Below are 22,460 nucleotides of genomic sequence, written 5' to 3'. Positions count from 1 at the left end.
GAGCGCATGTTGAGCGCATTCCTTGCCCAGATGATTCGGGCCGAGGCCATCGACCCCGACGATATCGCGGAAGCTGCTGAGCGTTTGGATAAATCTGGCGACGATGAGGCCGCCCACGCCATGCGCTGCATCATCGTGGAAGCATCGGCCCCGGACGAGTCCGACTGGCAGGCCGAGCAGCGCCGCAATCGGTTCCGCGTGGTCGATGGCCCTGAGGGTTATAAACCAGACGAGTGACGCGCCCTAGTCTCCGGCAAACGATGCTGGAGATATTGCCGTGAGCTTTCCAACCGAAGCCGATTTTGCGCTGATCAAGATTCAGACTGCCACCGGTCCAGACGTGTTCACGCAGCTTTGCGGGATCGAAAGCGTGTCGATCAATCGCAGCGCCAACATGACCGAGCGCTATCGCCGGGACTGCGCGAAGCCGGGTCGTCCAGGGCAGCGCAAATTGCGCGCAACCGGCAATAGCTGGCAGATTTCTGGAAGCGGCGTGCAGAATATCGACATGGAAGCGACCTATGCCGGGGCGCTTGGTGTCCTCAAAAATTACACGGTCGAACTCTACCGCGATGACGACACTGACGCTGGCGAACTGCTTGGCACCTACGAAGGCACGGCGATGCTCACCACGCAAAACCAAACCTCCGACCAGAACGCGGAAGGCTCGACGCTCGAAATCACGCTGGAAGGCCAGGACGTTCTTGAATGGACCGTCGCGCCCTAATGTCCGACACGGCGGTTGAACTCGACTTCGCGGGCGGCAGGTATCGTTTTTGGCTGCCCCTGCCGCAGGTCATCGCGGTCGAGCGCGGCCCGTCCGCCCACAAGCATGAAGGCTACCCCCGCTCGATTTTTGCCATGTATGACGCGATCAGTGGCGGCTTGGGGATATCCGACGATGGGCCTGTCTATTTAGGGGGTGCCAGCGCATTGGTAGGGGATCTCCGCCACATCATCCTGCAAGGCCTGATCGGCGGCAATTCCGGCTTGGTCGATGGTGAACAGGTCGATATCGGCCCACAGGTCGCCGCGCAGCTGGTCAATGACAATGTGTTTCCCGCGCGCCCGCTAATCGAGGCGATGCACCTTGCCTGGGCGATCCTCAACGCCGCAATCAATGGCATCAACCTAAAAAAAAAGCCGGTAACTCCCGCCGCGCGAAAGCCCCGGAAGCGCTCTCCAAAGGCAAGCTGATCTCGAATTGCGGCGGCATGGGGCTGGATTGGGAGCGGCTATCCCTGTCGGGTTATTTCGAGGCCATGGAGGCGCATAACGAAGCAGCCGGGGGCGATGGCAAGTCCAAGGGCGTGCAGGACGTGGAGCGGTTGCGGCGGTTTATGGACGCGCATCGGGGTTAGTCGATCCTACTCATCGCAGCGCCAAGCGATTCCGCGCCGCCATGGTTGAGCCAATATCCCGCCATGAAGATCGCCAGAATGATAAGAACCATGCGCGCTATCGAGCGCCGCCCCGATTCTTTGCGCCCTTTCTCCATTTCTGCGCCGTCAAAGATGGTCTGGCATCGCGGGCATTTGGTAGCGCGCGTGTCGATCAATTCCCGGCAGGCATAGCAGGTTTTCATGTAACCTCCCTGAGGGTTATAATCCGCCCTCGCGGTCCCCCGTAGCATGACCCCATGCCTGAAATCGACCCCGTAATCCTCCAGCTTCGCGCGGACGTGGCGAGTTACAATGCGACGATGCAGCAGACGGCGCGGCGGGTCGATGCCAGTCTGAAACTGCAAGAGGGGTCGATTGTCCGGCTGGAAAACCGGATGACCACCGGATTCGAGCGGGTCGGCGGGGCTGCGACACGCGCGCAGATGTTGGTCGGATCGTCAATGAACGCGATCAAGGGTGCGTTGGCGGGTGTATCCGCCGTGGCTCTGGCGCGGTCGTTCCTGAGTATATCCGACGAAGCTAAAAAGCTGGATGCCACCCTCAAGCTGGCGACCAGCGGTTTCGGATCATTTGGCCAGGCGCAACAGGATGTACGCCGGATTGCCGACGATACGCGGTCAGGGCTTTCTGAAACCGCCTCGCTTTATGCTAATTTCGTGCGTGGCGCGAAGGAGTTGGGCGGGTCTCAGGCGGAGGCGGCACGCGCGACGGAAACCTTCTCGAAAACACTAAAGATCAGCGGGGCCGATGCAAACCAGGCCGCCTCGGCGACACTCCAGTTCGGACAGGCGTTGGCGTCCGGCGCGTTGCGGGGCGACGAACTGAACAGCATCCTTGAAGCGTCGCCACGCCTTGCGCGACTGCTGGCCGAAGCCATGGGGCAGCCGATCGGACAGATTAAGAAGCTGGGCGAGGAAGGCAAGCTCACGTCCGACAAGCTGCTGGCGGCGCTGACGAATCAGAAATTTACGGCCGGGATCGATTCGGAGTTTCGTGAACTGCCGGTCACCTTCGACGACGCCATGACGAAGGTCTACAATGCGGCTGTCGTCACCTTTGGCGCATTCGATCGCGGGGGCGAGTTTTCGACTGCGTTGGCAAATTTCGTCAGCGATGGGTCTGATGGCTTTGCTGACCTTGAGACCCGCGCCGAGCAATTCGGCATTGAGGTTCGGTCCACCTTGGCGGGGCTTGGGGATGTCTTTGACCCGCTGCTGGAGGCGGGTGCTTCGGCGTTCGACGCGCTAGGCCTTAAAGCGTTCGACCTCCAAGGATTCATTCGCCAGACCCTCCGCGAATTTGATGGAATAGCCAATTATTTGGCCGATACACCCGGTGGGCGTTTGGTCGGCGCTAAGGGCAGCAACGCCCTTGGCCGTTACGACGCTGGAAAGAAGGCGGACCAGAGCCGCAGGCAAGGGGAGGCAGCAGAGCGCCGTTTCCGCAGCATGACCGGCGGCTACGATGTGATGGGCAATCCCTTGCCTGGCACGCCCAGCGCGGGCCGTGGCCCTGCGCCAAAGCCGGTTGCCTCATCGGGCGGCAAGAAGAAAACCGCCGCTGCGCCAAAGTCTAAGCTGAATCCGGAAGCTTTCGCGCGCGAGGAGGCCTCGCTCAACGATCAAATCCTGCGTCTCAAAGCGGTGGAACTGACCAACGCCGATGAAAAGGCAAAGGTCGAACTGTCGCGCATCGAGGCCGCCAAATCTGCAGCGGTCAAAGAAGTGGCCTCCGACGAACGCTATACTGCCGAGCAGCGCGCCAAGGTCATCGCCTTGACCGAAACTGTCGCGGCGCTGGAAGCGGCCAAGGTCATCCACGAACGTGATGTGCAGGCAACAAGGGATGCGCTGGACGTCAAACTCTCAGGCCTGCGCAATGACGAGGATCTGTTGCGCGCCCAAGCCGACCTCACCACCAACCGCCGTGACCGCCGCGACATCGAGCTGCGCCTGCTCGATCTCGCCTATGAGCAGGAGCGCGCGGAACTGGAAGCAATCAAGGCCAGCGAAACCGCCACGGACGCGCAGAAGAAGATCGCGCAGGCCCGCCTTGATGTTTTGGGGCAATTGCAAACGGCAGGCAAAGAGACCGTCGAGCGCGACAACGAATCACCCCTCGCCCGCTATTCCCGCGAACTGAACGACACCGACATCCGCGACAAGGTCGAGGAATATGCGGTCGATGAGCTGCGGCATGTGCAGGACGGCATACGCGATGCATTGACCAAAAAGCTTGGCATTAAAGACCCGTTCTTGGCTGGCCTGCTCGACCTGTTCATTCAACAGGTCATCATGAAGCCGATCGCCAATGCGTTCGCGGGTGCGTCGGGCGGCGGCGGTGGCGGCTTCTTTGGCTCCCTGCTTTCCGGCCTCACTGGATTCATCGGCGGAGGGGGCGGCGGTGGTGGTGGCTTCAACATGCCAGGCATCATCACCGGCTTTGGCAGCGGCACGTTCGATATGAGCGGTAAAAAGATTCCCGGCTTTGCCAAAGGCACGAAATCGGCCCCCGGTGGCTTGGCTTGGGTCGGGGAGGATGGGCCTGAACTCGTCGATCTGCCGAGAGGTTCGCGGGTAATCCCGAACAACGAGCTGGCCGCCCGCTCAATGGTAGGCGCGACCGCGACGCCAGCGGTCAGGCAAACCATCGTGCAGCAGTCGTTCACCCTGGACAATCGCCATGGGATTACGACGCCCGAATTGCTGGAGGATGTGAACAGGATCGCGCGTCAAGAAGCCGCGCGCGCTGGCAGTGCATCCTATCAGCAGGCGATGAAGGACGCGCCCAAGGCAGTCAGCCGCGCTCAACGGTTCAGGACGAAATAAATGGCGGCTCACCGGGTTTCCGTCCTGTTCCATCTTGCCTGTGACCCGCCAGTATTTATCTGGAGCGGGTTCGGCGACCTGCCAACCACGCCGGATGATCTATATCCTTCTGGCGCGTCGTGGCGCGGCGCTGGCGAGCTAGTGTCCGTGCCTGCGCTCAAGCAGCTTATCAATGGCGAGGCGGATCGCATCGAAGTCCGGTTTTCGGGCGTATCCCCCGCGCTGGTTAACTTGGCTCATGAAGATAGGGCTAGCGTCAAAGGGGCAGCGGCTCGCATTGGCCTGCTCGAATTTGACGATGCCTGGCAGCAGGACGGCCCGATCAAGTGGCACTGGACCGGCGCTGGCGGTGTCATCATCACAGAATCGACGGATAATGATGGCGATCGCCAATGGTCCGTCTCACTGTCCATGGCAAGCGGCGACACCATGTTGTCGAACCCAAAGGTCGCCTATTTTACGGCGGCCGATCAGGCAAAGATAAGCCCGACTGATCGCTTTTGCGATTTCGTTGCGGGGATCAGCGCGGGCACTACGCGCAGGTTCGGCCCCACATGAGCGATCTTGGTGATTATCTACTCGCCGGTTCGCGAACGCCCTGGAAAGACGGCGAACATGACTGCACCGCATGGCCCGCCCGATGGGTCGGCATTCCATTGCCTCGCGACTATTCGACGCACGGACGTCCGCTTTCTGAGGCATGGGGCGCATGGATCGCTGACCGTCTCGAACTGGTGATGGAGCCGAAGGCGGGGGACATCGGCGTGGTGCATGTCATCACGCCAGAAGGCGAAGGGGAAATCGGCGGAATTTACACTGGCGAGAAATGGGCGTTGTTGACAGCCAAAGGCCTAGCATTTGTCCGCCTGCCCGCTGACAATGTAATCGCGGTGTGGCGGCGTGGGTAAGTTTGTCGGAGCGATCGTGGGTGTCGCCATGATCGGCGTCGGCATCTTGACCGGCAACCCAGCGTTAATCGCATCGGGCGCGGGCATGGTTGCGACCACGGCGGTAACGCTGCTTTTCGGCCCGTCGATGCCAAAGCCGGACGCCGCCCAGACGCAGAAGAAAGAGCCGCGCCCGGTTCGGACAAGAGGCGTCGGCACCCGTCGCGTTTACGCAAAGGCGATGTTTTGGGACACCAACGCCAACGGCGCGACTGTCGATGTGCTGGCGTTCCTATGGGGCCGCTCCCACGCCATGCGTCAAGCATATCTGAATGACGACAAGGTGACCATCACCGGTGGTGTAGTACAGCAGCTTGCCGATGGAGCATACGACACTGGTAAGGTGCTGGCTGGGTTCAACCTGGGCCTCCCAACAGAAGCCGCTTTCCCCGCCGTCATGTCTGCGCTCCCCGGCATCTGGACGTCCGATCACAGGGGTGACGGGATCACTTCGGGCTACCTGATCAAGCAGCCCGTGAAGGCCAAAAAGTATCTTGAAACCTACCCTCAGGCGGACAACACCATCCTGTCCGCCGTTTTCGACATGGCCTATCTATTTGATCCTCGCGATCCGACTATGGACGCATATGATCCAGATACTTGGGTGAAGGCCGAACCCCTTCTGGACAATCCCGTCCTTGCCCTGCTCTGGTATCTGATCACCGATCGCGGCGTGGATTACGATACTCAAATCCTGCCGGTGTTGTCATACTGGATAGACGCGGCAGACCATTGTGATGAGCCTGTGGCGCTGAAAGGCGGCGGAACCGAGCGTCGATATCGCATCGCCTTGCTGTACGATCTTACGTCCGAGCCTGCGCAGGTGATCGGGGAAATTCTCAAGACGTTTGATGGCTGGTATTCTGAGGACGAACTCGGCCGGTACATTGTCTATTCGGGGCGCTACTACACGCCGACCGTGACCGTCGGACCCGGCCAGATTGTCAATGCACGGCACCAGGGATTTGTGGAGGATGAGGATTTCATCAACCAGATCACCATCACTTATTTGTCAGCCGAGCATGATTATAACGAACCAGATGCGACGCCGTGGACCGACGAGGACGATATAGCGGCGCGCGGTAAGACCAATAGTACAGGCTTGTCTCCGCAATCCCCCAGCCATTCGCAAAACCGGCGTCTGGCAAAGCGGTTCATGGCGCGCCAAAATGCCCCGGATCGCGGGACAATCACGACCAATTACGATGGAATGAGCGTGATCGGCCAGCGCTATATCATGCTCAACCATGTCGAGGTCGGCACCACCTTCTACAGCGGACCTGCTGAGATCGTTACTTCTCCCGAAAAGGACATGCAGCAGCTTGGCGTAACTTTTGATTGGGTCGCGGTCTCCCCCAACATTGACGAATGGAACCCGGCGACTGAGGAGGGTGAGCCTGCGCCAGTCGAGGGACGCATAGCCCCCGCCCCTCTCGACACGCCCACGATCTCCACCGCCGCCGCAGAACTCGGTGACGGCGGCTCAACGGCCCGCGTTCGCATTACTGTGGACGGCTTCGACCGGGAGGACATCACCTGGTATGCGCGCTGGAGGATCACGTCCGACACGACATGGAACGAGCAGGAATATAGCGATATCGACCCCGGCCCGTCCGCGGTCCTTTTGACCAGCCTTGTGCCGCTCGACGTCGCGATTGATGTAGAGGTCGCCTATGGCGTAGGCGATGGCCGCGTGTCGCCCTGGTCGGCGCTCGAATCGGTCAGCACTTCCACGGCTGGCCTTGCCCCATCCCCGCCGACCAGTGTGTCTGGCACGGGTGGGACGCTGGAGGCAGATATCTCGTGGACCAACCCGCCCAGCACGAACCTTGCCTATAGCCGGGTCTATCGCAACAGCGCGAACAGCTATTCCGGCTCCACGCTGGTCAGCGGCGATCTAGGCTCTGCACCGGGTGCGGCACAGTCCTTCCATGACGAACCTGCGGCCGGGGCTTGGTATTATTTCGTGCGAGGCTTCAACGCTGCCGGGACCGGATCGACGCCTGTCGGGACGGGCTTGGTAACGGTGGTTTGACGCACTGAGGGTTATAAACCGAAGCGTCCTGCGTCCTTAGGCTGCGGGTCATGAAAGTATTCCCGACCTGCTTGTTCGCGCCCAACGGCACCGAGGCCGACATTGAGCGGCGCACGATCAGCGGCGGGGTAGCCCTGAATGGCGATGAGACAATCATTGCGACCGATGGCGGCGGGCGCGTGTTTCTCGAAATGTCCGACTTTTACTTGGACGATGTGCCTGTAGCACTCGCCTGGTCGGCTATTTCTGCGTGGATGGATGGCGGGGTTCGTCCGGTCATCGTCCCGTTCTGCGACGCGCGCCACCAGCCAATCTATGATCTGGACGGCGTGCCGCATAGCGACGGCACCACTTTCAGCGATGAAACCGAGTATGACACAGCATCCTGCAATGCTGAATTGTCAGAGAACGCAGCCTTGCGTGCGACGACCATCCATGTCGCACTTTCAAGCATGGGCCGCGCGCTTTTGGGCGGCGAATGGTTGAGCATCGATCATCCAGCCATGCGATGGCGGGCATACAGGATCGCTGAAATTATATCGCAGGATGATGAATCGGCCATCCTGTCGATTCGCCCGCCGCTGCGCGAGGCGGCGCTGTCCGGCACCCCCATAGATTTTGATGATCCGCGCTGCGTCATGCGGTTGTCGGGCGACATGCGCGCACCCCGTTCGATGGGATATGCGGAGGGGTCCGCGCTCCGATTTGTTGAAGATTTCACGGGGAGTTACAGCTGATGGGCGCTGTTCAGGACGCAATCAATCTAGCCTTCCGCGATTTCGTCACGGACGGCGTCCCCGCGTCGGGCGCACATGAGCCGCGCAAGGTGGAAATCCGATTGATCGGCTCCGTGATCGAGCAACTCCTCTCAGTTTCCGGCATTGCTGACACGATCTACCCAACGACCGCCGCAGGCATTGCCGCGACGGTGGATGAAGAGCTTTTCCTTGTCGCAGGCTCAGGCGATGAATTTGCCACGCTGTATCTCAATGATGGCGGCACTGCGGTCGATCAGGGGCTTAGCTTGCCAAGCAGCGCTGCGATCGACGCAATCCAGCAATTGGCAACCGAATCCGAACAAGGCCAAATGTCCGCCACCGACAAGGCCAAGCTGAACAGCCTGGACGCGGCTGAGATCAACGATGCGATGGAATATACCGCCCCGTTGTCGGACCTCGCTGGCGATGAATATGCAGAAGCCATCCTGCCGCCCGAAAGCAATATGATCCGCGCCTATGGCGACAGTGCGGGCCGACTGGTCGCGGGCGTTCGTCTCGACGGCACGTTCAAATCGCTGACGCAGCAACCCGTCGCTCCGTTGGCCGACATCGTGATCCCCGGCGACAGTTTCGTTCAAGGGGTCGGCAGTCAATTTCAGTGGTTCCAGTGGCTCAACACCTTCCTGACCGCTGCTGGCGCGCCGCGAACGATCCGTCCGCAGGGTGCCGGATCGCAGGATGCCTCGCAAATCGCAGCACGCATGGGCGCGCGAACCTTTTTCGTCACCGTGACCGGCAATCAGGTTCCGGCCAGCGGCTCGGTCGCGATCACCAACATGACGCCCGCAGCCCTGACCAGCACGTCGCCGCAATCGATCTACGGCCAGATACAGGGCGTGTATGGCATGTTCGTCCGCGATGGCGGCGGCACCCTCAGTTTTATCCGCGAGACGCCGGGGTCTGTCGTCGCCTGCCCGCCCAACTCGGTCGCGCAGATGGACAACAGCTTCTGGCGCAAGGCGACACTCATCACCGCCGTGGGCCGCAACACTACCAATTTCGACCTCTCGACCATCCGGCAAGAAGTGGACGCGATCCACGCCATGCAGTCGTCGCAGATGCGCAATGCCTTGGTGCTGGGCTTCACGAACGGCAGTCAGGTCGCACCTAACCCCGCCTATCCAACTGGCAATGTCAGCACCGGCTACCCTGACGAAAGCGAGGGCAGCGCGCGCTACATCGCCATGCGCGAGGCGATTGACGATCTCGCCTTTACCTATGGCGACCGCTTCATCGACCTGCACCGCTATCTGGTCGATCATGGCAAGCGCGACGCCACCATTCTGGCCGCGCAAGGATATTTCACGCCCTTCGGCCTGAACTGGACGACTCACGCGGCAAGCTATGCGACGCAGGACGCGGCGGACATCGCCGATGACATCGTGCCTTCGTCGCTGCGGATCGATGGCCTGCACCTCCACACCTTCGGACACGCGGTCACGGCCTTCATCATCTTTCGCCGCCTTCGCGCATTGGGGATTTGACGCATGGGAACCCTCTATAAATCTGATGCGTCGCTGATTGGTGACGCGGCTTCGATCGCAGCCTCCAGCTTCGTGGACGAAATGCTGTCGCCCGGCAGCCTTGTCCTGCTGGACATGGCGCACAGCACGCTTCCGAGTGCGGAGGTGACGCGCGTCCCGGTCCAGGGCGAGGCACTGACCTTCACGAACATCGCGGCGGCTCAGGCAGCCGTCCTTACCGGCGCAGACCCTTCGACGCTACATTGTCCGATCGTATCCAACTTTTTCGCCGCAGACATGGCCTTTGAGCGGACAACCAAGGGCGGCCTGCACGGTGCCTGTTCGCGGTCAGGGATGAGCGCGGGTCGCAATGTCGCTATCAAGATGGCGGACCCGATCAAGACCTATATTCTCGCCAACCCGACGCACCGATATTTCGTGGCGCTGGAGGGTTTGGTTACGCGCAAGGCGCTGTATTCGAGCAGCAATACTCTGCCGTTCAACGCCATCGCCAATGCCAGCGGATCGACTGTCAACTTCCTGCAATTCATGACGGCGGGCGATAATAGCGGGACCGAGCTTGGCGTGAACAACGGCGCGGAGCTTGGCCAGAGCAATTATCAGGAAACGGGCGGCGGCGTCATCCTGCCCGGCCCGAACACTGAGGCGCAGACGTTCTATCGGGATAGCGGCTCGTTCCGCTGGCAGAATAGTGTGCCTGTCGGGATCGCCAATCTGGAGGCTTTGCTGGCCGTCTGGGGTGCCTATGGGGCATGGGCGACCGTTGCCGTCAACAAGGCTGCATCGTGGGTGCTGTACCGGGCCTATGTTGAGGATTTGACCGTATCTGGTCGATCCTATGAAGATGCCAGCGACTTGGCCCTGTCCATCTGGAAACGGAACACGAGCGTCGGAGGTCGCTGGCATGGCGACACCTACACCGCCGCTGCGACGCTGAAAGCGTGACATGAGCGATGAGCCAACCACCGCGCAATGGCTGCTGGGAAGTGGCGGTCTAGTCGCGATCGGCGCTGGCCTGAAATGGCTGCTGGAATGGTGGAGCAAGCGCGACGAGCGGCGTCAGGAACGCGAGGCGCGGCGGAACGGGGAAGAGTCGAAAAAGGTGCAGGAACTCAACGTCAGGATGGACCTGCTCGAAGATAAGATTGGTCGCCTCACCATCGCTGTCAATATCCTGATCGCCAAGGAATTTCGGCAGGAACCAAGCAGTCCTGAGTTGCAGCAGGTTCGGGCGATCCTGGGCGACGCCTTCCCGCTCCATCTGCATGTGCCTTCTGACATGTCGGCAAAGCTAGGGGAAATTTGATGGACATAGTACACCTGCAGAAAGCGCTTGGCGTGGTAGCGGACGGGGTGGCGGGGCAAAACACGTTCCGCGCCCTCTTCTCGCGCTTCGGTGCCGACGCGACGAAAGCCCGCGCGCTCGCCATTGCGGCCAATGTCCATTTTCCGGCGTTCGGGATCATGGATAGCCCGCTGCGTCTGGCGCATTTCATGGCGCAGCTTGTCCATGAAAGCGGATCATTCCGCTACATGGAGGAGATTGCCAGCGGCGCTGCCTATGAGGGGCGCAAGGACTTGGGCAATGTGGTTGCGGGCGATGGTGTTCGTTACAAGGGTCGTGGCCCGATCCAGCTAACCGGGCGGGCGAATTATGCGCGTTTCGGCAAGATGGCGGGCATCGATTTCGAGGAATACCCCGCGATCGTCGCCAACCCGTCCATCGGCCTGCATGTCGCTCTGCTGTTCTGGCGAGACAAAAACCTGAACGCGCTGGCCGACAATGACGATATTGTTGGCATCACCAAGCGGATCAATGGCGGATCGAATGGCCTGGCTGATCGCAAGGCGCATTACGCCAAGGCCAAGGCGATGCTGTCATGACCGCCCGCATCCCGCACCTACGCCTTGTCGTCCTGTTCTGCGGCGTCGCGATCGTCGCCTATGCTGGTTTTTCCGTCTGGGTCGTCGCGATCTCCAAGGACGCGGCCATGATCGGCGATGTCATCGGCACATGGAAGTCCTTCGCGGTGGCAGCGTTTTCGTTCTGGGTCGGCTCCTCCAGCGGCGGGAAAGCCGCGCCGGAATCGCCCATGCCCGTCAAGGTCGATCAGCCGGCCAATGACCCTATCCCGGTGGAGCAGAAGCTGTGAACTTAGCCGCACCAGCACCCTTTGCGCGGCCTGCCTCCCTGCGCGTGACGGTCATACCAGCTCGGCGGCGCGGGCTTTGCCTTTGGCTTGAACAGTCGAGCGGCTCGTGGGCGGCGACGAATTGGCATGGGGAACAATAACATGAACTGCGAAGCCTGTGAAATAGTTATACTGAGCCGCGAAACCGCCATTAAGATCATGGCGATCGGCGTCATGCTGAAAGATGGGGACATCGCAATAAGCGGAGACGATGCTGCTCTAGCTGAAGCGGAGTTGCGCGACGTTAGCGAGGATATCGCGCTTCAAATTTCAGGCTACCCGCTATGATCCTCTCCCGCCTCCAGCAGGCCGCGATCATCGGGGCGGGCGTGCTGATCGCCATCCTGACGATCTTCGCCACCATCCAGACATTCCGCCTGTCCGCCACACAGGGCGCGCTACAGGCAGAAAAGTCCGGTCGCCGCGCAGACGCCACCAACTATGCCCGCGCGCAGGCTGAGGCCACCGCAGTCGCCCTGTCCGCCAAGATGAAGAAGGAAGCCGAATATGCCGCCCATGCTGAACAAGCCGACGCGCGCGCTGATGATCTTGGCCAGCGCTATCATGCTGCCGTCCTGCGCTACCAAGCCGCTCAACGTTCGGGCCGCGCAACCGATTTGCCCGGCACCACCGAAAGCGCCCAAAGCGCTGACGGACCCGGTGGAAGTGCCGTCATTCCTCTCGGCAATATCCTGATTCCTGAGGCGGATGCCTTTGTGTGTGCCGCTAACACGGGGCGATTGCAGGCGGCGCGGGATTGGGCTTTGGCACTGGAGACCGCGCAATGATCGGCCTTGGATTAAGCCTTAGCCTCGGCGCGCGCAGCGGTGGCGGTGGTGCGCCTGCGCCGGTCAAGTCCTGGCAGATCGTTGGTCAGTATAACGACATCGCGCAGTCACAGCAGGGGACGAACGCCAGTTCGGTTCGCGCTCTCACCGTGTCCAAGGCCAAGCTGGCCGCAACTGATGTCACCGCCCTGCGCGTGTTTGGGCAGGGTTACTATGTCGGAGGCACAGGCGGCGGTGAGATAGCCATCGGCAATGACGTCCCATCGCGCATTGCAATCCTGAACGGGGCGATTTTGCTGGGCATATCCCCCGCGCCCGTTTCCGTGGTGAACGGTGCCGCCTTGACGCAGTTGGCCGAATTTACCGGTCTGTCGCTGGACGCCGGGACAACGCTTGATCTCCAGAAAGAGCGCGTCCTTACCGCTGGCCAGTTCTCGACACAGACGACGCCCTATGCATCCGGGACGCTGCCTACCGGCGTGGGGCGTAAGGCGGACGATGGGACGGCTCCAAGCGTCCTTGGAACGTCTGGGCCATCCGGGATCGTGGCTGGCTCTTTGGAGGGTGACATATTGGTCGCCTATGGCGTGCATCCGGTCCACACCTATACGGTCATCGGTCACAGCATCGCCTACAACAATACCGACGCGGCGCTTGGTGACGGTGGCCTTATCGGCGCAGGCGGTCGAACGGTGGAGGGCGGCGGCATGTTCCGGCGCGGCTTCCGTGCTGCGGCTGTCGCAACCGGGGTCGAGACGCCCTTGCGCATGATGGCCAAACCATCGAGCCAAATGGCGACATTTATAGCCGATGGCGTGAGGCGTTCGGAAAGTCTGGACCTGACCAGCACAACCGTCCTGTTTCTGGAAACCAACGATCTCGATAGCAGTGCTGGCAACAAGACTGCTGCACAGGTGGCTGGATATTATGCGACCAAGGCGGCTGAAATTCGTGCCGCTTGGGCGTTGGAAAACCCTGGCCTTCCGTGTTTTGTTTTTGCCTGCACACCACTCCCGCGCAATGCGGATGGCGGCACCCCGACGACGACGCAGCAGCGTATTGCCGACTTTGATGCACTGGTCCGCGCTGGCATTGCCGGGATCGACGGCTATTGGGATTTGAACAGCCTGTTTTCCGTGCCGGGCACGCCATGGAAGATCGCAGACACGGCCATGTTCAACGCTGATCTTCTGCACCTATCCCCAGCGGGCCACATCGTGGGAGGTGCCTACATATCGAACATGATCCAGCAGCCGACGCCCTGGATACCGACATGACCCCCGCCGCCATCAACCGCGCCCTGGCATCCCTAAAACCCGGCGACACCTACACCCTCCCCGATGGTGACATAATCGGCAACATCACCCTCCCGCGCGGGCTGTCCGGCTCCAAGGGCAAATTCATCACGATCCGCGGTGGCAAGGACACCCGCATCATCGCGACGGACAACAGTAAGGCCGCGATCGGGGGCGGCGGCGTCAAATGGCTGCGGATTGAGGGTTTTACGACTGTAGGCGGCCTGAACGGCGTTCAGATCAGCCAAAACGGCAACGAATACGACCCGGCAAAGATGATCGAGCAGATATATTTCGTGCGGCTAACAGCCATCGACCCGATAGATGACGGCATTAAGGCCAACGGCGGCAGTAACATTCACGCCCACAGCTGCACGGTGCGCGGCGGCCGCGATCATGGCATAGACTTCCTGGGAATCGATAACGGCAGCATCCGGCTATGCGATATATCCGGCAATCCGATTGCCCTCACCACCAAGGGCGGCTGCCGTCGCATCGCTATCCTGCGCAACACGATCCGAGATTGCCGCGATGGGCTGCACATAGGCGAACGCACCGGCGCGCAATGGCAGGCACCATGGACCCGATACAGCGCTGAGAGCGTCGACGTGCGGGGCAATGACATATCGGTCACCGGCAACCCTGTCGTGGCGTCTCAGGCGCTTGGGGTCGACCCGGCGCGGGTCATGCGGGACAATGTGCTGTCCACCACCAAGCGGGCGCGGGGGCAGATGGCTCCGCTGGTGGAGGTTAATGGGTGACGCGGCCTCGATTAGGCTTTGGCAGTCGCGCCAATGGAGGCTAGATATTCCATGCCAAGCGAATCCCAATCGAAAGTATCCTGAAATGCTCCACAGACGTGATCGCGGCTTGTGAATGGCTGACCTGGCGGCGGCGTGTAACTTGCCCACGATATTCCAAGGCTTTTGAGCACCTGTTCGCCGGAGACAGGCGGAGCGGAAAGACATTCTCCCACATCACCTTGGTCGCTATTCCAATGATCGCAACCGGCGCAGCATCGGCCATTACGCCAAAAGAACTCATCGCAGCGCTTTTGATACCAGCGCTCGAACTCATTGCGGCTGCGTTCCTTCATTACCTCGATGGACGCCTGTCTACGCCGCTCTATCTCGGCCAAAGGAAGATCGCTAAACATTCACCCCTCCCCCGCGCCAAAGTCGCCGCGCTCGATTGCGTCGGCAAGACCAGATTTCAACTCGATCATGCTTTCCCATTCCGCCGTCTGCGCTATGGTTAGCAGGCGGCGGCGGTGCATACGGGACAAATCCTGGCGGGTCTTTCCGGCGTCGTCGCGCAACCACGCCACAATAGCCGCCCTCTCGCCCACGATCTCCGCAATAGCCCTGACAGTCTCCCCCGTCACGCGGCCACCGCATATCGGGTCGGCGGCTAGGAGGGCGGTGATTTGGTCGGCGATGGTCATGGGGTGATCCACGCGACTGGAGAAAACGCCGCCCATGCCGCCGGAACCATAAACCACACCAGCTTGCAGGTGACATGGATCGCCTGATCCTGATTGAAGGTCAGCTTCCCGCGACACTTGGCATCGTCGGTAATCCAGTGGATCAGCGCCTCGGCAAAGAACAACCACCAAATCCCGGTGATGAAGGCCACGAACGCGCCGTGAATGACGACGTGCGCGCCAAGGGCCTGCTGCCATGGGACGCCAGGAATTGGTGCCGTGCGGTTTTTGGCTTTGCTCAGAAAGTCGCCTTGGAGCGGGTAGTCTGCCAACGCGTGACCGGCGAGAAGCGCGATGAGTATCAAATGTGGGTCGTTAATCATTTTCCATCCCCCTTCGCCAGCGTCTCAATCTCGCTCATGATTTCTCTCCTGGCGCAGGCGCGAGTACCGGGTGACTGCGCCGCTTCCGCTGCGCACAATTCCATGATCGCATTGCGTCGAGCGCCGCCTTCGCCGCGATGCACGATTCGTCGACGCCAAACCGCGCTTGCCCGCTAGGGTAACGGCATTTTGCGCGGATATGGCCTGCGACGAAATGGACCATTTCCGGGGCCTCGCTCATGATGTTTGGCCTTTCAGGTTGCGGAGATGCTTCACGAAATCGAGTAGCGCGTCTTTTTCGTCGTCGTCCAAAAGTCCCGGCAGGACGCCGCTCGCTATATGCTTCGACAGGCGTTCATTCTCGGCTTTGAGTTGTGCCATGTCCTTAGCGCACCGCTCGATCGTGGCGGCTTCGATCTCGGCGCGGTCATGTCTCAGGCGTTCGATGGTGTCGATCAGGCGGCCCAGCGAGTTATAATTGATATGGGCCATGTCGTGCCCCCTGCTTGACCGCACATCCTGCCTAAGACGCTCCAGCCCTTCCGCGTCATCAATATAATCAGGGTAGTATTTCAGGCGCTCGAACGGTTTTGCCCGCTGCGACACGATAGCATCCTGCGTCGGTTGGTCAGTCATGGGGTGGGTTCCAATCTAGGATTGCGCTGCTGTAAGGCAACATAAGCGGGTGTTTGGGGTGGCCGCATTTAGCCACCGGTCCGATGGAAAGCGGGTCAAGTCCTGAGCCGCGCGCAAGATTGGCAACATCAATCCACCGGCTGCGGACCATCCTCGGCTGCTTTGTGACCGGCCCCCATGCGAACACCGCCTGGTCACACTCTGCAAAAATGTTGATTAGGTGATCGTCATTTTCAGGGCCGACAGGATCGCAGGCCTTTGCTAGCTCCCGAACGTCTGTAGCGCGGTAGGCAAACAGATTGCCGACAATGATATGGCCCCATTGGTTGCGTTCACCGAACCCGCGCAGCTTGCGAATTGTCGCGTCGTCTTGCGTGGCGTCCGCCGTCGATGGGTTGACCATGATGACCGCCGTAACCATCGCATGGGGCGACACGTAACGGTCCAGGCGGTAGCGGTAGGTGCCGCAATCTGAGATGATAGCCTCCCCCGTCATGCGGATGGTCCTTTGAGGGCGGCGAGGGCGCGTTCAGCTTCCAAGGCCCGATCCATCTGGCTCTCGGCAGTCTTGTAGGCATCCCGCGCCTCGTCCTGCCATGTGACGCGCCACATAGGCACATTGCAGTTAGGGCAACTATCCGGCTCCTCATTTGCGAAGGCACCCGCAGGCGTCAGTGTCGTCTTCATCAGTCGGAAGTCACACTTTGCGCACCGCAGGACGCCGGGACAGTAGATCAGCCCTTGCATCCGCTTGAACTCGCTGGCCAACGCTTGCGCGTCGTCGGCGTCCATGAGGCATCCGGCAGCGCCTTCGTCGTATTGAGCGATGAAGTTGCCGATCATTACATCCGCCTCCCGCAAAGCCTCCCCGCCCGCCACAGGATCGACGGGCGCGGGGTGCGGTGGGTGGGCGTAGAGGGGTGTTTCGATGCAAAAGGCCGTCGCGTTTTCCCAATCCCTATCCTTCGCCGGGGCCTTCCGCTTTGCTGCAAATTCCCACGTAAGCCAAGTATGGCAGTCGCGCGGGTTGAAAGCGATCATTACGATAGCTTCGTCGGGCAACCATTCCGGCTTTAGTCCGCCAATGTTAGGTATGGGACCAAGCCAAGTAACCTCCCCAGCCGCAGGATCAAGCCCGCCGCCATTCCCGATGGTGTCATGCGGGAAAACCTCGTCGCCCACTTCGGCGGTCGGGTCGAAGCCTAGTTCGTCGCTGGCTGGGGTGGCGAGGGCTTCGATCACATGCGTCCGCCATGCCGCCTTGCAAGCATCGCGATCAACGCCCCAGAGGTTCTCGCCGCAACTGCAACAAAGGACATGATTGCCGCATGGCTGCATCCATTCCCCGGTGGGATAATGCGCGGCCAACGCCTCCCGCAGCGCCTCAGTGTCTTTGGTCATGTCAGTGGTCCTTTGGGGGTGGCGGCATCCAGAACGCGGTCAATTGCCTCTAAGCGGCGGTGTCGGCTGTCGTCGTTCATTGGATATCGCAGATCGTTCTTATACTGGTGGGCCAGCACAAGAAGCGCAGGCGCGTTCACAAGGAGCGACAGAAAATCATCGTTCCACACGCTCGCGATCAAGTCGCTGTCGGGGGCATCATTGCGGTCGCCAGTGCGAAGAGTGATAAAGCCCTTCTCGTCGGTATCAGCGCGGAAATTTGAGACATACTCAGTCGTCATCGTCGCAATCCTCATTCAGATCATGGGCGACCGCGCCGGTTCCGCCGCAGCGAGGGCAGTCGATGGTTTCAAAGCCGATGCCAGCGGGGCCGCTTTCCATCTCACCGGTTTCAATGCGCCCCTCGCCTCGGCAGAGCGGGCAATCTATGTCGATGATCATGGGCAGCACCGTAGCGATCCGCCGCACATGTTTTCGTGAGCATCGGGATCATAGTCAGCGATCTCGCCACGCCATTCAGTCCACGCCCCACACGATCGGCACTCAAATTCGATGACGCCGTTTTCTTCGCGCAGGCCGTCCGGAAGTTCGTCGCTGATCCAGATGCCGATGGAGTTATCCTCACTCATAGCGCCGTCACCTTGGTTATGAGCTTGCGCGCCGCCGCTGCTTCAATGGAATTGTGCATTCCGGTGCTGCGGACGAGCGCCTCAAGATCGCGCAGGGCTTCGAGCAAATCGGGCACAGTTTGCTCGACAGGTTGGCGCTTAGCGATCTCGCGCCAAATAAAGCCCTGCTGCTCATCGTCGGCGCGGATGAAATACTTCACCGGATTCTGCACGAAGTCAGTTTGCTGCCCATGGGTCAATTCAGGAAGCTGGTAGGCATCGATGTTGTGCAGGCTACGAAGCATATTGGTGAACTGCCGCTGGCCCAATGGTGCCGATGCAGGTAGATGAATATCAGTCATGGCGAACCTCCATTCGCTGTGCAGGGCCGGGAGCTGTTGACGCAGCTTTCCGGCCCGTTTGGTTTTGCGCGCCAACCCTAAGATATTGATTCAAATAGGGCTGGTTTTGTCCGTCGATTTGGCCGGAGCCACGCGAAACCGCCTTTCTTAGTAAAGGTTTGGTAAGCCATCGGGTCTAGGGTCAAATCCCATGATGGGCGAATATTTCAGGGTGGCGCTGCTATGCGCCCTTGGCGCGCTGCTGATCGCGGCGGCGATCACCGATTTGCGTGCGCGGATCATCTCCAACCGGCTCAATCTGGCGGTCGCGGCCCTCGCCCCGCTCTGGTGGCTGGCCAATGGCTATGCGCTGTGGCCCGACATGGCGGTGCAACTGCTGGTCGGCGCAGCAATCTTCACCCTGTTTGCTGCGCTGTTTGCGCTGGGCATGATGGGCGGCGGCGACGTCAAGCTGCTGACCGCGCTCGCGCTGTGGTTTCCATGGCAGGCTGTGTTGTCGCTGGTCGTGCTGATGGCGCTGCTGGGCGGCGTGGTCACGCTGGTCACGGTCATCCACCACCGCATGACCCGGCGGCTGGGGCAGCCGGAAATCCCCTATGGCGTGGCGATTTCACTCGCGGCGCTGTGGCTGCTGCCGTGGCCAACGATATCTTAACCAATTTACGTGATGAGTGAAGCACTGGGGGCAGTGCACCCACTACAGGGAGGCGAATTTCGTCATGGATGCCAAGAAAATCGTGCTGCTGGTTGGAGCGCTTATCATAGCGGTCACTACAGCCTTGCTTGCGCGCAGCATGTTAAGCTCATCCAGCGCACCGCAGGTCAATGCCGCGTCGATGCCGACGGAAGCCGACCAGCCCCATGTGCTGGTCGCGACCAAGGCTCTGCCGGTCGGCACCATCCTGGACGCGGAAAGCTTCCGCTTCCAGCCCTGGCCCAAGGATCTGATCGAACAGGCCTATTATCTTAAGGGTCAGGCTGACCCGATCAAATTGGCAGGCAGCGTCGTACGCACCGCCATCTCGGCCGGACAGCCGCTGACCCAGGGTGGCCTGGTCAAGCCCGGCGATCGCGGCTTCCTGGCGGCGGCGCTCGGCGCTGGTATGCGGGCGGTCACCGTCCCTGTCTCGGCGCAAAGCTCGGTCGCAGGCTTCGTCTTTCCGGGCGACCGCATCGACCTGGTCCTGACGCAAAGCGTGGCGGGCGGCGGCGATGGCGAGGCGCTCAAAGTCTCCGAAACCATCCTGCGCAACCTGCGCGTCCTTGCCACCGACCAGCGCATGGATGCGATGGGCGCGGACGGCAAGCCCGAAGTGCGCACTTATTCCAACGTCACCATCGAAGTGACGCCCAAGATCGCGGAAAAGATCGCGGTTGCCCAGACCATCGGCTCGCTGTCGATGTCGCTGCGGTCGATCGCAGATACCGCGTCCGATCTTGACGCCGCCATTGCCGGTGCTGACGTCGATCTGCCCGATGGCGCCAGCCCGAACGCGGAAAAGGCGATCATCGCCAAGATCGCGTCGCGCCCGGTCGATCGCGGCTCCACCTATTCAACCGGTGCGGACGTGTCGCGCTACCAGCGCAGCTCGGTCCCGGCCAAGGCCGAAAACCAGGGCGGCCAGATGGCTGGCACTGGTGCCCAGATAACTGCGCCGGTTGCCGTCAGAGGCCCGGTCATCCGCGTGGCCCGCGGCACCAGCGTGACCGAAGTTCCGGTCGGGGGGAAGTAAGATGAAGTCGATATTCCACTTGTCCGGGCGCAAGGTCGCCGGACCCGCGATCGCACTCGGCTTGGCCGTTGCCATGGCCGCAGTCCCCGGAACGGCACTCAATGCCGCTCCGTCCAGCGCGCAGGATAATGCGATATTGATGTCGGTCGGCGGCAGCCGCGTGGTCAATCTGTCGGACAGGATGTCCGACGTGGTGATCGGCAACCCCGAAGTGGTCGACGTCCATGTCCGCTCGCAGAACCAGCTCTACCTGATCGCCAAGAAGGCGGGCGAAACCACCGTGTTCGCTACCGCGCCCAATGGCAAAGTGCTGTTTTCCGGCACGGTGCGCGTCGGCAACAACCTGACCAGCATCGACGACATGCTCCGCCTGGCGATGCCCGGCGCGAACATTGCGGTCAACAAGATGAATGGCATGGTCCTGCTGACCGGCACTATCCAGGCACCCGAAGATGCCGCCGAAGCCGAACGGCTGACGCAGGCCTTCGTCGGCAAGGAAACCACCGTGGTCAGCCGCCTGCGCATGGCGACGCCCTTGCAGGTGATGCTCCAGGTCAAGATTTCCGAAGTCAGCAAGGATGTCGGCCACAAGATTGGTACAAATTTCAGCAGTCGGGATCCTGGTGGCCAGAACAATATCGCCGGCGGTATCGGCGGCGGCACGCGCAATTTCGTTGATTTCAACGATCAAGGCGGCGGAACTTTCAATTTCCCGATCGACGGCAGCTACAGCCTGAGCGGTGTAGCCCGTCTGTTCGGCCTGGACATTGCCGGCGCACTGGACCTGGCCGAATCGAGCGGCCTTGCCACCACGCTGGCACAGCCCAACCTGACCGCCCTGTCGGGCGAAACCGCCAGCTTCCTGGCAGGCGGCGAATATCCCTACACGATCAGCAATGGCACGCAGGGCAACAGCATCGAATTCAAGCAATATGGCGTGCAGCTGGCCTTCACGCCGACCGTGCTGGCCGATGGCCGCATTTCGCTGCGGGTCCGCCCGACCGTGTCCAGTCTTGATTTCACGCTGAACGCCAACGTCCCTGCGCTCAAGAGCCGCACTGCCGAAACCACGGTGGAGCTGGGTTCGGGTCAGGCCTTCATGATTGCGGGCCTGCTCAACAATGAAACCAGCAACGGCATCAACAAGGTGCCGGGAATCGGCAACCTGCCGATCCTGGGCAGCCTGTTCAAGTCGCGCCAGTTCCAGCGCAGCGAAAGCGAGCTGGTCATCGTCGTCACCCCCTATCTGGTGAAGCCGATGAACGCATCGGACGTGCGCCTGCCGACCGACGGTTTCCGCAACGCCAATGTCGGCCAGGGGCTCCTGCTTCAGCAGGGCAATGACGGGATCAGCGGCAAGCGCGGCGAAATGCCGCATCGCGCCCCCGGATCACCCACGCCGGTCACCCCCGGCCCGCAGGCGTCCGCCGCTGTGCCGGTCGCCACGCCAGGCGCCAAGTCGGGCAAGCCCGGCAAAGCCGCCCCCGGCTTCAGCTTCTGACGGAAGGACGAAAGACATGACCTATCTGTCCGCCAAGACCCTCACGGCACTCGCCATATTGGCGCTGCCACTCGCTGGCTGCGTAACCGACAGCCCCAACCGCAGCGTCGAATCGGTGCATCAGCCAGTCGTCAGCTACGCCGCCTACACGTTCGACGTGCAGGCCAGCGGCGACTCGCTGTCCGCCTATGAGGCAGGCCGCCTCAACGACTGGTTCGCTTCCATTGGCCTTGGCTATGGTGATCAGGTCGCAATCGTCACCGACGCGGGCTATTACAGCCCCGGCTTGCGCGACGGCATCGCCGATGTCGTCGCCCGCCACGGCCTGCTGGTCGCAGAGGACAGTTCGGCTGCCGCTGGCGACGCGCCGCAGGGCAGCGTCCGCCTGATCGTGCGCCGCGCCACCGCCAGCGTGCCGGGCTGCCCCGACTGGAGCAGCAAGCAGGAAGCCGACATGAACCTGGGCACATCGTCCAATTTCGGCTGCGGCACCAACAGCAATCTGGCCGCGATGGTCGCCAATCCTGAAGATCTCGTCCGGGGTCAGGGTACTGACAGCAATCTGCGCACGGCCACGTCGAACCGCGCCATTTCCACCTATCGGGACAAGCCGCCGACCGGCGCTGGCGAACTCAAGCAAATGACAGCAGGAGGCCAGTGAT

At 61.1% G+C, this 22,460-nt stretch carries 31 protein-coding genes and 1 pseudogene; 22 read left to right on the top strand and 10 right to left on the bottom strand.

The features are described from left to right. Positions 1 to 6 precede the first annotated feature (6 nt). The 18 genes from ACODR8_RS12810 to ACODR8_RS12725 all read left to right on the top strand — a co-directional run bounded on the left by ACODR8_RS12810 (position 7) and on the right by ACODR8_RS12725 (position 14,512). On the top strand, positions 7 to 237 hold the full coding sequence (locus ACODR8_RS12810; RefSeq protein WP_489007596.1) for a hypothetical protein: 231 nt from the start codon (positions 7 to 9) through the stop codon (positions 235 to 237). A 40-nt stretch (positions 238 to 277) separates the two neighbouring features. Beyond that, entirely contained in the window at positions 278 to 727 is a 450-nt protein-coding gene (locus ACODR8_RS12805) for a phage tail tube protein (RefSeq protein ID WP_489007595.1), read from the top strand. Further along, positions 709 to 1,197, top strand: coding sequence for a hypothetical protein (locus tag ACODR8_RS12800; protein WP_489007594.1), 489 nt, complete (start codon positions 709 to 711; stop codon positions 1,195 to 1,197). Before ACODR8_RS12805 ends, ACODR8_RS12800 begins: the two co-directional genes overlap by 19 nt. Before the next feature lie 17 nt (positions 1,198 to 1,214). Continuing rightward, positions 1,215 to 1,361 (top strand): hypothetical protein, encoded by a 147-nt coding sequence (locus tag ACODR8_RS12795; protein WP_489007593.1) that lies wholly within the window; start codon positions 1,215 to 1,217, stop codon positions 1,359 to 1,361. 341 nt (positions 1,362 to 1,702) lie between these two features. Continuing rightward, positions 1,703 to 4,231 carry a tape measure protein gene (locus ACODR8_RS12790; protein ID WP_489007592.1) on the top strand — a complete coding sequence of 843 codons (2,529 nt, stop codon included), beginning with the start codon at positions 1,703 to 1,705 and terminating at the stop codon, positions 4,229 to 4,231. Beyond that, entirely contained in the window at positions 4,232 to 4,789 is a 558-nt protein-coding gene (locus tag ACODR8_RS12785; protein WP_489007591.1) for a hypothetical protein, read from the top strand. It begins immediately after the preceding gene. Further along, positions 4,786 to 5,139 carry a hypothetical protein gene (locus tag ACODR8_RS12780; RefSeq protein WP_489007590.1) on the top strand — a complete coding sequence of 118 codons (354 nt, stop codon included), beginning with the start codon at positions 4,786 to 4,788 and terminating at the stop codon, positions 5,137 to 5,139. The genes ACODR8_RS12785 and ACODR8_RS12780 overlap by 4 nt, the downstream gene beginning before the upstream one ends. After that, positions 5,132 to 7,213 carry a phage tail protein gene (locus ACODR8_RS12775; protein ID WP_489007589.1) on the top strand — a complete coding sequence of 694 codons (2,082 nt, stop codon included), beginning with the start codon at positions 5,132 to 5,134 and terminating at the stop codon, positions 7,211 to 7,213. The genes ACODR8_RS12780 and ACODR8_RS12775 overlap by 8 nt, the downstream gene beginning before the upstream one ends. A gap of 179 nt (positions 7,214 to 7,392) precedes the next feature. Next, the gene (locus tag ACODR8_RS12770) at positions 7,393 to 7,950 is read left to right on the top strand and encodes a hypothetical protein (RefSeq protein WP_489007588.1); all 558 of its coding nucleotides are present in this window, start codon (positions 7,393 to 7,395) and stop codon (positions 7,948 to 7,950) included. Beyond that, positions 7,950 to 9,476, top strand: a complete 1,527-nt coding sequence (locus ACODR8_RS12765) for a hypothetical protein (RefSeq protein ID WP_489007587.1) — start codon at positions 7,950 to 7,952, stop codon at positions 9,474 to 9,476. The genes ACODR8_RS12770 and ACODR8_RS12765 overlap by 1 nt, the downstream gene beginning before the upstream one ends. 3 nt (positions 9,477 to 9,479) lie before the next feature. Next, complete coding sequence (locus ACODR8_RS12760) at positions 9,480 to 10,421, top strand: hypothetical protein (protein ID WP_489007586.1); 942 nt, start codon at positions 9,480 to 9,482, stop codon at positions 10,419 to 10,421. Position 10,422: 1 nt separating this feature from the next. Beyond that, positions 10,423 to 10,782, top strand: a complete 360-nt coding sequence (locus ACODR8_RS12755) for a hypothetical protein (RefSeq protein ID WP_489007585.1) — start codon at positions 10,423 to 10,425, stop codon at positions 10,780 to 10,782. Continuing rightward, positions 10,782 to 11,360 (top strand): glycoside hydrolase family 19 protein, encoded by a 579-nt coding sequence (locus ACODR8_RS12750; protein ID WP_489007584.1) that lies wholly within the window; start codon positions 10,782 to 10,784, stop codon positions 11,358 to 11,360. The genes ACODR8_RS12755 and ACODR8_RS12750 overlap by 1 nt, the downstream gene beginning before the upstream one ends. Beyond that, positions 11,357 to 11,629: a hypothetical protein gene (locus tag ACODR8_RS12745; RefSeq protein ID WP_489007583.1), complete on the top strand. Its 273-nt coding sequence runs from the start codon at positions 11,357 to 11,359 to the stop codon at positions 11,627 to 11,629. Before ACODR8_RS12750 ends, ACODR8_RS12745 begins: the two co-directional genes overlap by 4 nt. 141 nt (positions 11,630 to 11,770) lie before the next feature. Beyond that, on the top strand, positions 11,771 to 11,956 hold the full coding sequence (locus ACODR8_RS12740; protein ID WP_489007582.1) for a hypothetical protein: 186 nt from the start codon (positions 11,771 to 11,773) through the stop codon (positions 11,954 to 11,956). After that, complete coding sequence (locus ACODR8_RS12735) at positions 11,953 to 12,456, top strand: hypothetical protein (RefSeq protein WP_489007581.1); 504 nt, start codon at positions 11,953 to 11,955, stop codon at positions 12,454 to 12,456. Before ACODR8_RS12740 ends, ACODR8_RS12735 begins: the two co-directional genes overlap by 4 nt. Further along, on the top strand, positions 12,453 to 13,733 hold the full coding sequence (locus ACODR8_RS12730; protein ID WP_489007580.1) for an SGNH/GDSL hydrolase family protein: 1,281 nt from the start codon (positions 12,453 to 12,455) through the stop codon (positions 13,731 to 13,733). The genes ACODR8_RS12735 and ACODR8_RS12730 overlap by 4 nt, the downstream gene beginning before the upstream one ends. After that, positions 13,730 to 14,512, top strand: a complete 783-nt coding sequence (locus tag ACODR8_RS12725; RefSeq protein ID WP_489007579.1) for a right-handed parallel beta-helix repeat-containing protein — start codon at positions 13,730 to 13,732, stop codon at positions 14,510 to 14,512. The genes ACODR8_RS12730 and ACODR8_RS12725 overlap by 4 nt, the downstream gene beginning before the upstream one ends. A gap of 11 nt (positions 14,513 to 14,523) precedes the next feature. On the opposite strand, the gene ACODR8_RS12720 is transcribed toward ACODR8_RS12725, so the two are convergent. From ACODR8_RS12720 to ACODR8_RS12675, 10 genes are all read right to left on the bottom strand, one after another. Continuing rightward, positions 14,524 to 14,907 (bottom strand): hypothetical protein, encoded by a 384-nt coding sequence (locus ACODR8_RS12720; RefSeq protein ID WP_489007578.1) that lies wholly within the window; start codon positions 14,905 to 14,907, stop codon positions 14,524 to 14,526. Continuing rightward, entirely contained in the window at positions 14,908 to 15,195 is a 288-nt protein-coding gene (locus ACODR8_RS12715; RefSeq protein ID WP_489007577.1) for a hypothetical protein, read from the bottom strand. Then, the gene (locus tag ACODR8_RS12710; protein WP_489007576.1) at positions 15,192 to 15,557 is read right to left on the bottom strand and encodes a DUF3307 domain-containing protein; all 366 of its coding nucleotides are present in this window, start codon (positions 15,555 to 15,557) and stop codon (positions 15,192 to 15,194) included. Before ACODR8_RS12710 ends, ACODR8_RS12715 begins: the two co-directional genes overlap by 4 nt. A gap of 237 nt (positions 15,558 to 15,794) precedes the next feature. Further along, positions 15,795 to 16,193 (bottom strand): hypothetical protein, encoded by a 399-nt coding sequence (locus ACODR8_RS12705; protein WP_489007575.1) that lies wholly within the window; start codon positions 16,191 to 16,193, stop codon positions 15,795 to 15,797. Beyond that, positions 16,186 to 16,689 carry a DUF1643 domain-containing protein gene (locus ACODR8_RS12700; RefSeq protein WP_489007574.1) on the bottom strand — a complete coding sequence of 168 codons (504 nt, stop codon included), beginning with the start codon at positions 16,687 to 16,689 and terminating at the stop codon, positions 16,186 to 16,188. Before ACODR8_RS12700 ends, ACODR8_RS12705 begins: the two co-directional genes overlap by 8 nt. Then, on the bottom strand, positions 16,686 to 17,594 hold the full coding sequence (locus tag ACODR8_RS12695) for a hypothetical protein (protein ID WP_489007573.1): 909 nt from the start codon (positions 17,592 to 17,594) through the stop codon (positions 16,686 to 16,688). Before ACODR8_RS12695 ends, ACODR8_RS12700 begins: the two co-directional genes overlap by 4 nt. Continuing rightward, entirely contained in the window at positions 17,591 to 17,875 is a 285-nt protein-coding gene (locus tag ACODR8_RS12690) for a hypothetical protein (RefSeq protein ID WP_489007572.1), read from the bottom strand. The genes ACODR8_RS12695 and ACODR8_RS12690 overlap by 4 nt, the downstream gene beginning before the upstream one ends. Continuing rightward, positions 17,865 to 18,035 (bottom strand): hypothetical protein, encoded by a 171-nt coding sequence (locus tag ACODR8_RS12685; protein ID WP_489007571.1) that lies wholly within the window; start codon positions 18,033 to 18,035, stop codon positions 17,865 to 17,867. Before ACODR8_RS12685 ends, ACODR8_RS12690 begins: the two co-directional genes overlap by 11 nt. Continuing rightward, positions 18,032 to 18,223 (bottom strand): hypothetical protein, encoded by a 192-nt coding sequence (locus ACODR8_RS12680; protein WP_489007570.1) that lies wholly within the window; start codon positions 18,221 to 18,223, stop codon positions 18,032 to 18,034. Before ACODR8_RS12680 ends, ACODR8_RS12685 begins: the two co-directional genes overlap by 4 nt. Further along, positions 18,220 to 18,564, bottom strand: a complete 345-nt coding sequence (locus ACODR8_RS12675; RefSeq protein ID WP_489007569.1) for a hypothetical protein — start codon at positions 18,562 to 18,564, stop codon at positions 18,220 to 18,222. The genes ACODR8_RS12680 and ACODR8_RS12675 overlap by 4 nt, the downstream gene beginning before the upstream one ends. A gap of 190 nt (positions 18,565 to 18,754) precedes the next feature. On the opposite strand from ACODR8_RS12675, the pseudogene ACODR8_RS12670 reads away from it, so the two are divergent. The 4 genes and pseudogenes from ACODR8_RS12670 (at position 18,755) to ACODR8_RS12655 (ending at position 22,459) form a co-directional block, all read left to right on the top strand. Beyond that, a pseudogene (locus tag ACODR8_RS12670) lies at positions 18,755 to 19,232 on the top strand (A24 family peptidase). Positions 19,233 to 19,283: 51 nt separating this feature from the next. Beyond that, positions 19,284 to 20,297, top strand: a complete 1,014-nt coding sequence (cpaB, locus tag ACODR8_RS12665; RefSeq protein WP_489007568.1) for a Flp pilus assembly protein CpaB — start codon at positions 19,284 to 19,286, stop codon at positions 20,295 to 20,297. Position 20,298: 1 nt separating this feature from the next. Beyond that, entirely contained in the window at positions 20,299 to 21,798 is a 1,500-nt protein-coding gene (locus tag ACODR8_RS12660) for a type II and III secretion system protein family protein (protein WP_489007567.1), read from the top strand. 16 nt (positions 21,799 to 21,814) lie between these two features. Further along, on the top strand, positions 21,815 to 22,459 hold the full coding sequence (locus ACODR8_RS12655; RefSeq protein ID WP_489007566.1) for a CpaD family pilus assembly protein: 645 nt from the start codon (positions 21,815 to 21,817) through the stop codon (positions 22,457 to 22,459). The last annotated feature ends 1 nt before the right edge of the window (position 22,460 follow it).

This window comes from Sphingobium sp. FG58 (assembly GCF_057809055.1).
Note: the sequence above shows the minus strand (reverse complement) of the source record. Positions and strands in the feature narration are given on the sequence as shown.